Origin of the sequence: Chitinophaga deserti (assembly GCF_003149455.1) — a bacterium.
Classification (GTDB): Bacteria; Bacteroidota; Bacteroidia; order Chitinophagales; family Chitinophagaceae; genus Chitinophaga; species Chitinophaga deserti.
The window spans coordinates 84,773-100,323 of sequence record NZ_QFFK01000009.1; the positions used below are offsets into that span (position 1 = coordinate 84,773).

Consider the following 15,551-nt stretch of genomic DNA (forward strand, 5'->3'; position numbering starts at 1 on the left):
GCTGCGTTAAAGTATGCATAACATACACTCAGCACTTTTGCACTGCAATTCAATCACTGAAAATCTGTTCGAATGAAACTTGTAAAATTCTTTGCTTTTACTTTAGGTGCTGCGGTAGCGCTCTCTTCCTGCCGTAACAATGATACTGACGACGAAGATCTGACGCCGGACCAGCCAACCACGCTGAGCGGAGAACAGACAACGAGCAAGACGCTTACGAACGATAAAGTATGGACCCTGAAAGGTTATGTGTACTTTAAAGAAGGCACTACCCTCACTATCCAGGAAGGTACCATCATTAAAAGTGATATCACTGAGAAAGGCGCGCTGATTATTGAGCGTGGCGCCAAAATATTTGCCACCGGTACTGCCGCCAAGCCTATCGTATTTACTTCCGGTAAAGCTGCCGGCCAGCGTAACCCCGGCGACTGGGGTGGTATCATCATCCTTGGCCGTGCCAAAACCAACCGTAGCACCGAACCCCAGATCGAAGGCGGTGTAGGCCGTCCTTATGGTGGTAACGACGACGATGATAACTCCGGTATCCTGAAATATGTTCGTATCGAATACGCAGGTATCGCTGCCCAGCCTAACTCTGAGATCAATGCCCTCACACTGGGTGCAGTTGGCCGCGGTACGGTGATCGATCATGTAATGACTTCATACGCTAACGACGATGCTTTCGAATTCTTTGGCGGCACTGTAAGTCCTACCCACCTGGTAGCTTACGGCACTGCAGACGATGATTTCGATTTTGACTTCGGATACCGTGGAACCGTACAGTACGCAGTAGCGCTCCGTATCCCTACTTTCGTTGATCCGGGAGATGCCGGTAATGGCATCGAGTGCGATAACGATGGTTCCAGCACCCAGGCCGAGCCTTTCACCCATCCGGTGATTTCCAATATGACTATCATCGGGCCCAATAACGCTGCGGGTACTGCTTCTAACCACAACTATGGTAACCGTTGGAGAAGATCTACCCGTTTCACTTTCCTGAACTCCATTATCCTGGGTTCTCAGAAAGGCGGCCTGTCTGTAGAGTCTAAATCCTCTTACGACGCCTTCAACGCAGGTACTTCTTCTTTCAGGAACAACATCGTGTTTGCAGTAACCAAGCCTTTCACTACAGACTCTGCTACTGCCCGCATCCTCACCGGTGCTCAGTTCCCTGCTGACCCGATCACTAAAGACGTACAGGGCCAGATGATCGCAGCCGCAGCCCTCCTCATTAAAGCTAAAGCAGAAGCTGCCGGCCAGTTTAACCTGGTAGCCGCCAATGCAGATGCTGTGGGCCTGAACGATCCCTTCAACCTGACCACTCCCAACTTCCTGCCTAAAGCCGGTACTCCGGCCCTTACAGGTACTTTCCAGACCGCTACCGGCATCAAAACGGAGAATTTCCGTGGTGCTTTCGGTACCGAGAACTGGATGGCAGGCTGGGCAGTTTTCAACCCCAATCAGCAGGCTTACTAATAACGCATCTGTCGAATCGTTATAAACTACAGCGCCCGGGCCATAAGCCCGGGCGTTTTGTTTGCCGGGATGCGTTCCGTATTTTTGCGCGATGAAGGCATTGCGTACAACGGTTCGGACAGGGTTTCTGGCATTATTTCTCAGTTTGGCGGCTTTTTCCGTAAAAGCCCAGTTCCTGATGGATATGATCGATACCACTACCAGTCTGGGTAAGGGGATGATCTCCATCTATAAACGGTACGACCACCTCCGTATCAGCGGGTATATGCAGCCCCAGTTCCAGTACGCATCCCATAAAGGCATTGAAAGCTATTCCGGGGGAGACTTTAATAAACAGACCGATAACCGCTTTATGCTCCGCCGCGGCCGCGTGCGGTTCGATTATGCCCACTTCAACAAACGTAACCTCCCCACCGTACAGTTCGTATTCCAGTTCGATGGTACCGAGCGCGGGGTGAATATCCGTGACTTCTGGGGCCGTGTATTTGATGGGAAGTGGGATGTTATGGCCCTTACCATGGGGATGTTTGCCCGGCCGTTCGGCTACGAGGTAAACCTCTCTTCCGGCGACCGTGAAGCGCCGGAGCGTGGCCGTATGAGCCAGATCCTCATGCGCAGCGAGCGCGATATGGGCGGAATGCTCACTTTTGAACCACGTTCGAAATCGCACCCCCTCCATTACCTGAAAGTAGATGTAGGCCTGTTCAACGGCCAGGGGCTTTCAGGCCCTTCGGACTTCGACAGCCATAAAGACCTCATTGCACGGGTAGCCATGAAGCCCAAAGCCATCAATGCCAGCGGCTGGCTGCTCTCTTTCGGAGGCAGCATACTATATGGGGGGATGGAACAGTTTACAAAGAAGATTTATAAGATGGAAGGTGGCAAGACAGACTTTACCGTTGACTCTGCTGCTACAAACGTAGGCGCCATAGCCCCGCGAAAGTATTACGGGGGAGACGCCCAGCTGGTAATCCCTAACGGGGGTAAGCGCGGTATCACGCAGTTCCGTGCGGAATATATCCGCGGGCATCAGACTTCCACGCAAACAGATACGGAAACGCCCGGTACTATTCCGGTAGATAAGAACGGTGCTTTCGCACCATTATACATCCGCCCGTTCGACGGCGCATATTTTTCCTTCCTCCAGCACCTGGGAAACCCCAGGCACCAGCTGGTAATGAAATACGACTGGTACGATCCTAACCGGCAGGTAAAAGGCCGCCAGATCGGAGATGCAGCGGCCAAATACCTGACGCCTGCAGATATCCGTTTCGATACTTTCGGCTTTGGGTATGTATTATATTTCAATGAAAATATGAAAGCCACCTTCTGGTACGACCGTGTCTGGAACGAAGGCACTTCGCTGGAAGGTTTTGAAGACGATATTGCAGACAACGTATTTACCGCACGGCTGCAATACCGCTTCTGATCACCGGGCAGGTCGATTTACTTCCGGATCCAGGTAAGCATGCCTGAGCTGAACTGTTTATCAGACACAAAGTTTACTTCAATAGTGCGTTCTGCACCACCCTTAGGTTTCAGCGTTACAGTGTAACGCGGTTCATTATTCCCGTGCCACTTCATCGTGAATGTGCCCGACTCCGTTTTGGGCGCATGTTGCATGCCATCCAGGTAGGTGAATACTTCGTTTGTAAACGTGTATTCCGGTACAATGGCTCCCTGCAGCATATTCACATTGGCGGTGGACATGATCCATTTCCCGTTTATAGGGCTGCTGCCTGGTGGCGGACAAACAATTATCTCCGGATCGTTTCCTTCTTTTTTGCACCCGGATAAAAACGCTCCTGCGATAAGCGCGCAGGCGATAAGCATGTGTTTCATTCGAAATTGATTTATGCGGGAGGCTATCATCTGTAGAAGTAGCGCCGCAGGTTAGGTTCCGTGCCTGTATAGATGACTTTGTCGGTAATTTTTGTAAAGTGTATGGTAGCGGGACTGCCATTGCGGGGTGTCATGGTAAGCGTATATCCGCCATTGGTTCCGCCTGTTTGCTCAAAGGTATAAGTACCGCGCCTGATGTCGGGCTCTTCTACAGTACCTGATACGATCTCATACTTGTTATCGGTACCGAATCCGTAACGGGGCGCCAGCGCAGCACCGAGGAATGCACCTGCAGCAGTCTGGTCTAATGTCCAGATCCCGCTGATGGGAGTGGGGGTACCTCCAAAGTCAGGGCTTTTATCTTTACTGCAGGAAAAAAGGCAGGCACATGCTGCAATGGTCAGGAACAGGAATAATGACTTCATAAGGGGAATTTAAGTCCTTATTAAAGATACGCTACCGGAGGCAGATATAGCACCCGGATTCTAATGCTTTACTTCCTGTTATAGCGGAAAGGGTGTACCTGGTACTCGCCATACCTGAAGATGGCGGAGCTGTCCTTATACTCCTTTAATTGAATGGTATACTCAGCACCGCCCCTGGGCTTCAGGATAATTGAGTGAGCATCAGGGTTTTCAAGTGTAATTGTGGTATAGGTGCCCCTTTCAATATGTGGATCATTTGTATTGCCGTAAACCTTTTCATAATTGTAATCTGTTCCGAATTTGAAAACGGGGATTATAACACCGGCTGCCACAGATACATTGGAAAGGTTGGGGTGCCATTTACCACTCACAAGATTGGATGGGCCATCGAAGGCGGGGGCTTTACTTTTTTTACAACTGGAGACAGTAATGAAGCTGATTGCAAGGAATGCGAACAGGAGCATGCGTTTCATAAGGGAAAATATTTTGGTTGTTTCCCTGTTAAACGGCAGATGGCGGTAAAAGTTACAGGCTAACTTTCGCGGCCGAGCTCGAGGGTAAAGCCGAAGGTGGAGCCTACTTCTACCTTACTGCGCACATTGATGGTCTGTTCATGTGCTTCCACAATGTGCTTTACAATGGCAAGGCCAAGGCCGGTACCGCCAATATCGCGGCTACGGGCACGGTCTGTCCGGTAGAAGCGTTCGAATACCCGGGGCAGGTGTTCTTCAGCCATGCCGATGCCGGTGTCGGAGATTTCTACCAGTACGCGCTTGCCGTCCATATTGTAAATGCTGGCAATGGTTTGTCCGTCGGGCTTACCGTACTTAACGGAGTTTTCGATGAGGTTAATCAGCACCTGACGTATCTTCTCCTTGTCAGCATATACCTGGATGGGGGCTTCGCATCCTTTCTTGATGCCGAACTTGATTTCTTTCTGTTTAGCCTTAATGGAGAGGGTATCGAATACATCGCGTATAAGATCCTGAATCACAAACTGTTCCTTCGTGATGGTCATTTCCCCGCTTTCGAGCTTGGAGATTTCGTCGAGGTCATCGATCAGTCGGCAAAGGCGGTCGATATTCTTGGTGGCGTTTTTAAGGAATACCTTGTTGACGTTGGGATCGTCTATGGCCCCGTCCAGCAGAGTATGGATATAACCCTGTACTGCGAAGATGGGGGTTTTGAGTTCGTGGGATAGATTGAGGAGGAACTCTTTGCGGAAGGCCTCGTTGCGGCGGAGGTTCTCCAGTTCTTCCTTCTTCTGCGAAGCCCATTTCTCCACGTCTTCACTTACTTCCTCGATGGTTTTAAGAGGGAGGATGTTTTTATTGAAAAAATCTTCCCGCTTGGAGGCTTTGGTCTGGTAAATGAATTTGTAGATGAGCTTGATCTTCCTGTAGATGAAGTTCTGCAGGGTATAGAGGTAAAGGAAATAAGCCACGAGGAAAGTGAGGCCGAGGGCGATGAGGGTTTCCTTTAGGGTGGCGCCGATGACGAAACATCCAAAGGCCATTACGATGGACAGGATGGTCGCAGTAAATGCGGCGAGCTTTTGTGGCGACAGGTTTTTGGCTTTCAGCATACTCCAGAGAGCGTGTAGGTTGTAATAGCTGGAAGTTAGATTATTTTTTTTACTTGTGCTTGCCATAATTCACAGGGCCGGTTGCCACACTGGTGCGGATACAGGAGTTGGGAAAAGAATAAAAAAAAGTGTTTACAGTTCGAATTTGTAGCCTACGCCTTTTACGGTGGTAATCAGGTCTACCCCCAGCTTCTGACGGATCTTGCGGATGTGCACGTCGATAGTACGGTCGCCCACGATTACTTCGGTACCCCATACCTGGTTCAGGATCTCGTTGCGGAGGAACACGCGGCCGGGCTTGGAAGCCAGTAACTGCAGCAGTTCGAACTCTTTTTTAGCAAGGATGATCTCGGTGCCTTTGTAGGTAACGGTGAATTTTTCCCGGTCGATGATCAGATCGCCGAGGTGGAGTTGCTGCTCTTCGGTTTTATTAAGCCTGCGGAACAGGGCGTTGATGCGGGAAACGAGGAGCCGGGGTTTAATGGGTTTGGCGATGTAATCATCGGCACCCATATTCAGTCCTTCTATTTCACTCTTCTCATCATTGAGAGCGGTGAGGAACAGTACCATGGTTTCCTTGAACTCGGGGAGGCGGCGCAACTCACGGCAGGTATCTATACCGTTCTTGTTGGGCATCATGATATCCAGCATGATCAGGTCGGGACGGAAGATTTTAGCCTTCTGGATGGCCTCAAGACCATCTTTCGCCGTCACTGTCTCATACCCCGCGCTCTTGAGGTTGTAGCTGATGATCTCGAGGATATCCGCTTCGTCATCTACTACCAGAATTTTACCTACTGCTACTGCTGGTTCCATCAACATAATTTGGGTGTTTAAAGACGGCACAAAATTAATCAGCTCATTCCCGTTTCATGAAAAGATAACATTATGTAATTGTTAATTCAGTCCGTCCCTCAAATCGCCTATACGCCCGCAAGGTACGCATTTTGGCCCTTTACGGGGCGCCGCAGGCAAGACATTCCGGCAGGTCTTTTCCTCCTTAAAAATTCTTACCTCCCGCCTAAAATGCGCAAACATGCCGGTGTGGTGCCTATGCGGACGGATATCTAACACAAAACACATATAATTTGTTCTATATGCCTGCGACAGCATTGCTTATTCGGTAGAATTGGTAGTAAATTTGCAGTATAGCATAGGCGTAACACACATATATGAAAAAAGCATTACTAATCATATCTTTAGGCATTATCTACAGTGGTTGGAGTTATGGTCAGAAAGTACAGATCCCCATTAACCGGCAGGGCTTCCATGACAATATTGACAAGGAGCAGCTCAATGCCGATAAGCTGGACGGTAAGCAGGATAATTACGTGAAAGTCGGCGACGACGAGAACATGAACCTCCAGGTAACCAGCGCTCTCACCAAACTGGTGGATAATATGCAGCTGGAAATTGAGACCGATACCTCACTGGATCACCGGCTGAAAGTGAAATACCTTTCCGGCCTCCACCAAACCCTCCGCGATTACAACGTTAAACGTGCATACAACAGGATCGATGCTGAAGAGGCGCCGGCCATGCTGCAGGCATACCACCAGATGATGAAGGCCGACATCAAAGGGAAAAGCATTTACCCCATTGCCAAAACCCTCAGCTTTGAGGCGGGCGAAAAGGTGATCGATGCTTTCCATGATAACCCCGGCTATAAAGAGTCGCGGGCGGAAATGTTCTCCAAGTTCGCTTTCAAGAACCTGGAAGAGATCATGCCCAAGCTGGGCCCCTACCTCGAGTACCCCGTAACCGACTCCATAGTGGCCGCCGTAGCTAAGAAGTACCCCAACCAGGTGCTTACCTACGCCACGTCTTACACCCCCACCGCTTCCGCCATCCGCCGCAATCAGGACCCCCTGGTGCAGCAGATCGTGGCAATCGGCAAAAGCAGCCAGTCTACCAAGCTCATGCCTTTCATCGACCAGCTGCTCGATGGCTCTGCCACCATCCCCGAACTGGAAAGGGCTGTGGAAAACGATGATGCGTATTTCCGCCTCATGGTACACACCTCCATCGTACTCCAGCGGAAGAGGGCCGAAGGTGCCAACATCATGGGCCTGAAAGCCATGCATGAAAACATGCGGGCCAAATCCCTCCGGTACATCCGCGAAATCAACGATCTCCACGATGAAAGCCATGCCATCCGCTTCCGCATCGTGAAAGATTTTACCCCCGAAGAACTGTATTACCTGATCATCAACGGTCAGGAAGAACTATATACTTCCAGCTACACCAATGCCGCCAAGCAGGGTTTGTATGACCAGATGATGCTGCGTATGAAACCTCCCCGGGGCGACAGCCTGTTGCTGCTCGTCAGCTTCGACCGGTTTAAGAAATTCATCGCCATGGCGGCCGGTTTCAATACCCTCGATCACTTCCTGAAGTCGATGGAAGGGGAGAACGCCAATTACCTCATGGTGAAGTTCGTTCGCAGTCTGGAAAAGACGGAAGATCTGGAAGATGCCGTGGACGTTGCCAACTCGTTTGGCTCTATCCGCGATCCCAAACTGCTGGAGTTCCTCCGGGAAGAAGTACGGAAGAACCTCAGCTTCGTTCAGTCTAAAAACGACAAGCGCGGCGTTACCATCTATTCGCTGCTCAACAGTATTTTCATGGAAGAAGGGCATGGTAACGACAGCTCCTGGGCGTCTGACATGAGCTCCAAGCTGCAGCTGCCTCCCATTAACTACGTGGAGTTTGCCATGCTTCCCAGCGACAGCGGGCGTATTTACCAGCAGGTGTTTTTCTATGGCGATGAAGACGGTATCAGTTCGTATGCCAGCTTCATGGGTAACTTCCCGAAAGGGGAGTGGAACGTGAGCAAGAATGCCCACTGGACAACCATCACATCCGCCAAAGGCAAGCCCACTACTATTTTTGCCAATAACCCGCTGAAAGAGCCGGAAGATAAAACTGCCATCGAGAAACTGGGGCAGTACCTCGATGAGAAAGATATTCATCCTACTATCTTCATTCACCGTGGTCACAGCTACCACGTGAATACTACGCTGGATAACCTGCAGAGCACCGCCCGCATCGTGGTATTGGGTTCCTGCGGTGGTTACCACAACCTGGCAACCGTGTTGGAAAAGGCGCCTGAAGCGCACATCATTTCTTCCAAGCAGGTGGGTACCCGCTGGGTAAACGAGCCTATCATCCGCAGCCTCGAAGACCTGATCCGCGCCGGTAAGAATGTAGACTGGGTGCAGATGTGGGCAGGCCTCAGCCGCAAATTTGCTGCAGACACTGCCAACAAAGCCCTTTTCGATGACTATGTACCCCCGCATAAAAACCTCGGAGCCATCTTCATCAAGGCTTACCGCCAGGTGATGAAAGACGAGAACTAACATGTTTTAGATATTTACAGCGGCCGTCTCATTCGTTTGAGGCGGCCTTTTTTATGTGCCCCCTGGTATTGCACTTTCACCACCTTTCACCCCGATTTGAGACAATACTTAGGGTATTTCAGTACTTGACAGTAGTGAAGTTATGGGTTAATGTATTGATAATTAATGGTTAAAGAGGGTGTAAAGGACCCTTCTATATACATTCGATATACATTAAGTATGCTTTAAACCTTCTTTAAACCTGCTTTAAGTACCCTTTAACCGACCTTCGGGTTACTGGTGCAGCTGATGGTTTTTAACACAGCAAACCGGGAGGAAGCAGAAGTATGTTGCCGGGAGGGGGCTTTTTGCTTTCTGGGAATTAGCGTTTACTTTTACAGGGATGAATAAAGACAAGTCCAGGCGGGTTTTTGACTTCAGCTTACTGAAGCGCGTATTCTCATTTGCGGCGCCCTACCGGCGCTATTTTTACGTGTCCATGTTCCTGACGGTGCTGCTGGCACTCATCTCCCCGGTGAGGCCCTGGCTGATCCAGCAAACGGTGGATAAGTACATCACCAACCAGTGGGCGCAGATGCTGGTGGTGATCACCATTGTGCAAATAGGTTTGCTGCTGGTGGAAACTGCCGTGCGGTTCTTCTTCTCCTACATTACCAACTGGCTCGGGCAATCGGTGATCAAGGATCTGCGGGTGGCGGTATACCGGAAAGTGGTACGCCTTAACCTGGGCTTCTTCGACCGTACGCCCATAGGCACCCTTACCACCCGGACCATCAATGATATTGAAGCCATCAACGATATATTCTCGGAAGGGATCATCTCCATTGTGGCGGATGTGCTGATGATCATGGCTATACTTGGGGTGATGTTTGCGGAAGACTGGCGGCTGACGCTGGTGAGCCTCAGTCCGTTCCCGGTACTGATACTGGCCACCTACTGGTTCAAAGAGGCGGTAAACAAATCGTTTCACCGGGTGCGCAATGCCGTGGCGGCGCTGAATGCCTTTGTGCAGGAGCATATCACGGGGATGACGGTGGTGCAGGCCTTTTCTGCGGAGAACCGGGAGTTCGGGAAATTCCGGAGCATCAACAAAGACCATCGCAAAGCCAATATCGATGCCATCTTCGCCTATTCCGTCTTTTTCCCTATTGTGGAAATTATCCTGGCCATCTCGCTGGGGCTGATGGTATGGTGGGGCGCTAACATGGTGCTGAACTATGAAGTGACGCAGGGGGTGATGATCGCGTTTATCATGTATCTCAACATGCTGTTCCGCCCGCTCCGTATACTCGCCGATAAGTTTAATACCCTGCAGATGGGGATGGTGGCCAGCGAAAGAGTGTTCAAGCTGCTGGACAGCGAAGAGTTTATGCCCGACCATGGTACCCATACCGCGGAAGGGATGAAGGGCGATATCCGGTTCGACCGGGTGTGGTTTGCCTATAAAGATGACCGGTATGTGCTGAAAGACGTTAGTTTCCACGCTAAGCCGGGGCAAACCATTGCGCTGGTGGGGCATACGGGAAGTGGTAAAACCACCATCATCAGCATTCTCAACCGGCTGTATGAGATCCAGAAAGGGGCGATTACCATCGACGGGGTGAAGCTGGAAGATTACCGGCTGGGGGAACTGCGGAGCAGGATAGGGGTAGTACTCCAGGATGTGTTCCTGTTCTCCGGGTCTATATACGACAATATTACCCTGCGGAACCCTGCCATTACGCGGGAGCAGGTGGAAGGGGCGGCAAAGCTGATAGGGATGCATGATTTCATCCTGCAACTGCCCGGCGGGTACGATTACCCGGTGATGGAGCGCGGAAGCACGCTGTCGCTGGGGCAACGGCAATTGATATCCTTTATCAGGGCGCTGCTGTACGATCCGGCGGTGCTTATACTGGACGAGGCTACCTCGTCGGTAGATACGGAATCGGAGCAGCTGATACAGCATGCGATCGGGAAGTTGATTGCGGGGCGTACCGCTATTGTTATTGCGCACCGGCTGAGTACGATCAGTAAGGCGGATCAGATTATAGTGCTGGATAAGGGAGAGGTGCGGGAGGCCGGAACGCATGATGAGTTGCTGAAGCTGGAGGGGTATTACCACAAACTGTATATGATGCAGTTTCAGGCAACGGGAAGTACGGCATGAGGCATTATTTAATTTCTTAATAAGAACAGTAAAAACACTTATTGTTGAAAATACGCTAAGGGTGGGATGGTGATAAAAAATGCCATCGGGAGTGTTGAAAAGAAGTGGTAGGACCTGCCGTTTAGGCGGGTCTTTGTCATTTTAGGCGCTGATAATGAATATGTTGAGGGAATGAAGGGGTGGCGACATGATCCTCGTCAGTTTTTTTATCGTCCCATACTATTTAATGTAAAATCGGTTACCTTTGCACAAAATTTCAGAAAAACGTGGTTTCCTTGAATCGGTTCAAATATAAGCTGGTAGCCCTGATAACGGTATTTTTTATGACCGTTTGCGGTACATTTACCACTGCCTATGCATCAGAAGGTCATGAAGAAAAGAAAGGTTTTAACGCCAAAGAAGTAATTCTTGGCCACGTGAAGGATGCACATGACTGGCATATCCTGGATGTGGGAGATGTTCATGTAACAGTTCCTTTGCCTGTGATTATTTATAATCCGGCGCGGGGGCTTTCCATGTTTTCTTCCTCTAACTTCCATCATGGTCATTCATCATTTGATGGTTACCGTCTGGTGGATGCGCATTACCTGGCGTCCAAACATCTGACTGCTGCGCAGTACCCTGAGGGTAGTGTGATTGCGGTGGATGGGCAGGATAACCCTACCGGGGAGAAGATCTACGACTGGTCTATCACCAAGAACATTGCATTCCTGCTGTTTGGTTCGGCATTGCTGGTGTTCCTGATGCTGCAGGTAGCCAAGGCGTACCGCCTCCGCGGTCACCGTCAGGCGCCTAAAGGCTTCCAGAGCCTGGTGGAGCCGGTTATCATCTTTATGCGTGATGAGGTTGTTCGCCCGAACATCCCCGGTGCTAAAGGTGAGAAGTACACTCCTTTCATTCTGACTATTTTCTTCTTTATCCTGATCAACAACCTGCTGGGTCTGGTACCCGGTTCGGCTAACGTAACGGGTAATATAGCGGTAACTGCTGCGCTGGCACTGATTTCTTTCATTGCCATGATGGCTGCCACCAACCGTCACTTCTGGGCGCACATCTTCAATCCTCCGGTACCCGGCGGTGTGAAGATCATTTTGGCGCCGGTGGAGCTGATCGGTGTGTTTACCAAACCGATTTCCCTGATGATTCGACTTTTCGCCAACATCCTGGCGGGCCACATCATCATCCTGAGCATTATTTCCCTTGTGTTTATATTCGGATCCCTGAGTAAAGTTGCGGGTTACGGCTTCCTTCCCATCACCATCGCGTTCAACATCGTGATGATGCTGCTGGAATTGCTGGTAGCTTTCATTCAGGCGTTCATTTTTGCCAACCTTACCGCTGTATTCATTGGTCAGGCCATGGAGCATCAGGGCGATCATCACTAATCAAACGTTTAATCTAAAATTCAAATACACAATTCATCATGGAACTTTTAACTGTAATGATGCAGGCTGCTGAACAAGCTTCTGGCCTGGCTAAAGCTGGTGGTGCTGTTGGTGCTGGTATTGCTGCTATCGCAGCTGGTATCGGTGTAGGTAACATCGGTAAGAGCGCTCTGGAGTCCATCGCTCGTCAGCCTGAAGCTGCTAACGAGATCCGTGCTAACATGATCCTGGCTGCGGCGCTGGTAGAGGGTGTTGCCCTGTTCGGCGTTATCGCTGGCCTGCTCGCAGTAGTACTGTAATCGCAGAACTTTTTACTGCATCCCGCGCAAAGGGCAAAGGATGCAGTAATCTCTATTTTACGCACAATCACAACTCATAAATAACTAGATATATGGATTTGTTGATGCCTGGCTTAGGCTTATTCACCATCTCTTTTGTGATCTTCATTATCGTTTTCCTGATTCTGAAGAAATTTGCCTGGAAGCCCATCCTCTCCACCCTGAAAGAAAGGGAAGATTCCATCTCCGAGTCTATCGCCACCGCTGAGCGCGTGAAAGAAGAAATGGCGCAGATGAAAGCTGAGCATGAGCATGTACTGGCAGAAGCGAAAGCAGAACGCAGTGCTATCCTCAAAGAAGCGAAAGACGCGAAGGAGCAGATCATCCGTGAAGCGAAAGAACAGGCGCAGGCGCAGGCCAAGAAGATCATCGCTGAAGCGGCTGTTGCAATCGAGAACCAGAAGATGGCTGCACTCACCGACGTGAAAAACCAGGTGGGCGCCCTCGTGATCGAAGTATCCGAGAAAGTACTCCGTAAAGAACTGTCTGACAAGGCAAACCAGGAAGCTTACATCAAGCAGCTGGCCGGAGAAATCAAAATGAACTAATTAACACGGCTGAATAAAACAATATGCAGAATCCCCGTTTAGCAAACAGGTATGCGAAATCGCTGATCGACCTGGCGGTGGCACAGAATGAGCTGGAAGCGGTGCATGGCGACATGCTGCTGCTGCAGTCCATCACCCGCAGCAATGCCGATGTGGTAGCGCTGCTGAAAAGCCCCATCATTAAGGCCGATAAGAAGATCAAGATCATGGGCGCCATCCTGGACGGAAAGATCAGCGGTATCACTTCCGCGTTCATCCGTCTTGTAACGCTCAAAGGCCGCGAAAGCGTGCTGGCTCAGATCGCCGGTGAGTTCGAAAAGCAGTATAACACACTGAAAGGTATTTCCCGTGTGAAACTGACTTCGGCCGCTCCCCTGGATGCATCCCTGCTGAACCTGATCCGCGAAAAGGTGGAAACTTCCGCCGGCCGCAAAATAGAACTGGAAGCACATGTAAATCCGGAGCTTATCGGCGGCTTCGTGCTGGAAACCGGCAACGATCTGTTCGACGCTTCCGTACTGCGCGACCTGAAGGATATCAAGAAACAGTTCCTCGAGAATATTTACGTTTCCAACATCCGCTAATTAAAGCAATTGATACAGCAGCCGCTGCGTAACCGCAAAGCTGTTGTCGTTATAACAATAAACCTTAACGACTCTTTAAAAAATCATAACGATGGTTGACATTAAACCAGATGAAATTTCGGCGATATTACGCCAGCAACTGAGCAACTTCAACGCTTCCGCGGAACTGGAAGAAGTAGGCACGGTACTGCAGGTGGGTGACGGTATCGCCCGTGTATATGGACTGAACAATGTTCGTTCCGGTGAACTCGTAGAGTTCGAAAGCGGTGTTAAAGCAATCGCTTTGAACCTGGAAGAGGACAACGTGGGTGTGGTATTGATGGGTGAGTACAGAAACATCAAAGAAGGTGACACCGTTCGCCGTACAGGTAAAATCGCCTCCATTAAGGTAGGTGAAGGCCTGGTAGGCCGTGTGGTAAACACCCTCGGTGAAGCAATCGACGGTAAAGGCCCCATCACCGGTGAACTGTATGAAATGCCCCTGGAACGTAAAGCTCCCGGTGTAATCTACCGTGAACCCGTTAAAGAACCGCTGCAGACAGGTATCAAGGCGATCGATGCCATGATCCCCATCGGCCGTGGCCAGCGTGAGCTGGTAATTGGTGACCGTCAGACCGGTAAAACCGCCATCTGTATCGATGCCATCATCAATCAGAAAGAATTTTACGATGCGGGCAAGCCCGTTTATTGCATATACGTAGCGATCGGCCAGAAAGCTTCCACCGTTGCAGGTGTTATGAAAACCCTGCAGGAAAGCGGCGCTATGGCCTACACTACCATCGTTGCGGCTTCCGCAGCTGATCCGGCTCCTCTCCAGTTCTACGCTCCGTTCGCCGGTGCGGCAATCGGTGAGTTCTTCCGTGATACCGGCCGCCCCGCACTGATCATCTATGATGACCTGTCTAAACAAGCCGTAGCTTACCGTGAGGTGTCCCTGCTGCTCCGCCGTCCTCCCGGACGTGAAGCATATCCTGGTGACGTATTCTACCTGCACAGCCGTCTGCTCGAGCGCGCCGCTAAGGTGATCGCGAAAGACGACATCGCTCAGCAAATGAACGACCTCCCGGATTCTATCAAACACCTCGTGAAAGGTGGTGGTTCCCTGACCGCTCTGCCTATCATCGAAACACAGGCGGGTGACGTATCTGCTTACATTCCTACGAACGTAATCTCCATCACCGACGGACAGATCTTCCTCGAGAACAACCTGTTCAACGCCGGTATCCGTCCTGCGATCAACGTGGGTATCTCCGTATCCCGTGTAGGTGGTAACGCGCAGATCAAATCCATGAAGAAAGTATCCGGTACCCTGAAGCTTGACCAGGCGATGTACCGTGAGATGGAAGCCTTCTCCAAATTCGGCGGTGACCTCGATGCTGCTACCAAATCCGTACTGGATAAAGGTGCCCGTAACGTGGAAATCCTGAAACAACCCCAGTTCAGCCCGTTCTCCGTGGAAAAACAGGTAGCTATCATCTACCTCGGTACCAACGGTCTGCTGCGTGAGGTTCCCGTTAAGAACATCCGTGCTTTCGAAGACGCTTTCCTCAACGAAATGGAAGTGCGCCTGCCCGAAGTACTCGGAGAGTTCAAGAAAGGCAATCTGCCTGAAGACGGTATCAAGAAAATGGTTGCCCTGGCCGATGAACTGAAGCCCCGCTTCGCATAAGCCATTGCTCATATATTCTGAAAAGGCCCCCTGCATGCAGGGGGCCTTTTTTTATTGATACGCAACACTTTGCGGCAGATTCCCCGGTTCGGCATTAACGGTATATAACCGCTGGGGCAACCTGGTGTACCAGTCAAAAGAAGTTGCTGAGATAGTTGTTCAAATAGAGAAGGCGCGGCTGGAATTACCGG

Annotated in this window: 14 protein-coding genes; 9 read left to right on the forward strand and 5 right to left on the reverse strand. The window is 50.5% G+C overall.

Features of this window, described 5'->3' with window-relative positions; translation table 11 throughout:
• Positions 1–72: 72 nt before the first annotated feature.
• Both DEV76_RS20140 and DEV76_RS20145 read left to right on the forward strand, forming a co-directional pair.
• Positions 73–1,476: a hypothetical protein gene (locus DEV76_RS20140; RefSeq protein WP_109699739.1), complete on the forward strand. Its 1,404-nt coding sequence runs from the start codon at positions 73–75 to the stop codon at positions 1,474–1,476.
• 91 nt (positions 1,477–1,567) lie between these two features.
• On the forward strand, positions 1,568–2,905 hold the full coding sequence (locus DEV76_RS20145) for a porin (RefSeq protein ID WP_232826999.1): 1,338 nt from the start codon (positions 1,568–1,570) through the stop codon (positions 2,903–2,905).
• 17 nt (positions 2,906–2,922) lie between these two features.
• On the opposite strand, the gene DEV76_RS20150 is transcribed toward DEV76_RS20145, so the two are convergent.
• The 5 genes from DEV76_RS20150 to DEV76_RS20170 all read right to left on the reverse strand — a co-directional run bounded on the left by DEV76_RS20150 (position 2,923) and on the right by DEV76_RS20170 (position 6,150).
• The gene (locus DEV76_RS20150; protein ID WP_109699740.1) at positions 2,923–3,318 is read right to left on the reverse strand and encodes a hypothetical protein; all 396 of its coding nucleotides are present in this window, start codon (positions 3,316–3,318) and stop codon (positions 2,923–2,925) included.
• A gap of 26 nt (positions 3,319–3,344) precedes the next feature.
• On the reverse strand, positions 3,345–3,743 hold the full coding sequence (locus tag DEV76_RS20155; protein ID WP_109699741.1) for a hypothetical protein: 399 nt from the start codon (positions 3,741–3,743) through the stop codon (positions 3,345–3,347).
• A 68-nt stretch (positions 3,744–3,811) separates the two neighbouring features.
• A complete protein-coding gene (locus tag DEV76_RS20160) occupies positions 3,812–4,216 on the reverse strand; it encodes a hypothetical protein (RefSeq protein WP_109699742.1) in 405 nt (134 codons plus the stop codon).
• A 59-nt stretch (positions 4,217–4,275) separates the two neighbouring features.
• Entirely contained in the window at positions 4,276–5,328 is a 1,053-nt protein-coding gene (locus tag DEV76_RS20165) for a sensor histidine kinase (RefSeq protein ID WP_109699743.1), read from the reverse strand.
• Positions 5,329–5,460: 132 nt separating this feature from the next.
• The gene (locus tag DEV76_RS20170) at positions 5,461–6,150 is read right to left on the reverse strand and encodes a response regulator transcription factor (RefSeq protein WP_109699744.1); all 690 of its coding nucleotides are present in this window, start codon (positions 6,148–6,150) and stop codon (positions 5,461–5,463) included.
• A 350-nt stretch (positions 6,151–6,500) separates the two neighbouring features.
• Here DEV76_RS20170 and DEV76_RS20175 point away from each other — a divergent pair, with 350 nt between their 5' ends.
• The 7 genes from DEV76_RS20175 (at position 6,501) to atpA (ending at position 15,360) form a co-directional block, all read left to right on the forward strand.
• The gene (locus DEV76_RS20175; RefSeq protein WP_109699745.1) at positions 6,501–8,687 is read left to right on the forward strand and encodes a hypothetical protein; all 2,187 of its coding nucleotides are present in this window, start codon (positions 6,501–6,503) and stop codon (positions 8,685–8,687) included.
• A 382-nt stretch (positions 8,688–9,069) separates the two neighbouring features.
• The gene (locus tag DEV76_RS20180) at positions 9,070–10,836 is read left to right on the forward strand and encodes an ABC transporter ATP-binding protein (RefSeq protein ID WP_109699746.1); all 1,767 of its coding nucleotides are present in this window, start codon (positions 9,070–9,072) and stop codon (positions 10,834–10,836) included.
• Positions 10,837–11,102: 266 nt separating this feature from the next.
• Complete coding sequence (atpB, locus tag DEV76_RS20185; protein ID WP_394336956.1) at positions 11,103–12,221, forward strand: F0F1 ATP synthase subunit A; 1,119 nt, start codon at positions 11,103–11,105, stop codon at positions 12,219–12,221.
• Between the two features lie 38 nt (positions 12,222–12,259).
• Positions 12,260–12,520 carry an ATP synthase F0 subunit C gene (gene atpE, locus DEV76_RS20190; RefSeq protein WP_198652147.1) on the forward strand — a complete coding sequence of 87 codons (261 nt, stop codon included), beginning with the start codon at positions 12,260–12,262 and terminating at the stop codon, positions 12,518–12,520.
• A 92-nt stretch (positions 12,521–12,612) separates the two neighbouring features.
• Positions 12,613–13,107 carry a F0F1 ATP synthase subunit B gene (atpF, locus tag DEV76_RS20195; protein WP_109699748.1) on the forward strand — a complete coding sequence of 165 codons (495 nt, stop codon included), beginning with the start codon at positions 12,613–12,615 and terminating at the stop codon, positions 13,105–13,107.
• A 23-nt stretch (positions 13,108–13,130) separates the two neighbouring features.
• Positions 13,131–13,691: an ATP synthase F1 subunit delta gene (gene atpH / locus DEV76_RS20200; RefSeq protein ID WP_109699749.1), complete on the forward strand. Its 561-nt coding sequence runs from the start codon at positions 13,131–13,133 to the stop codon at positions 13,689–13,691.
• A 91-nt stretch (positions 13,692–13,782) separates the two neighbouring features.
• The gene (gene atpA / locus DEV76_RS20205; RefSeq protein ID WP_109699750.1) at positions 13,783–15,360 is read left to right on the forward strand and encodes a F0F1 ATP synthase subunit alpha; all 1,578 of its coding nucleotides are present in this window, start codon (positions 13,783–13,785) and stop codon (positions 15,358–15,360) included.
• The last annotated feature ends 191 nt before the right edge of the window (positions 15,361–15,551 follow it).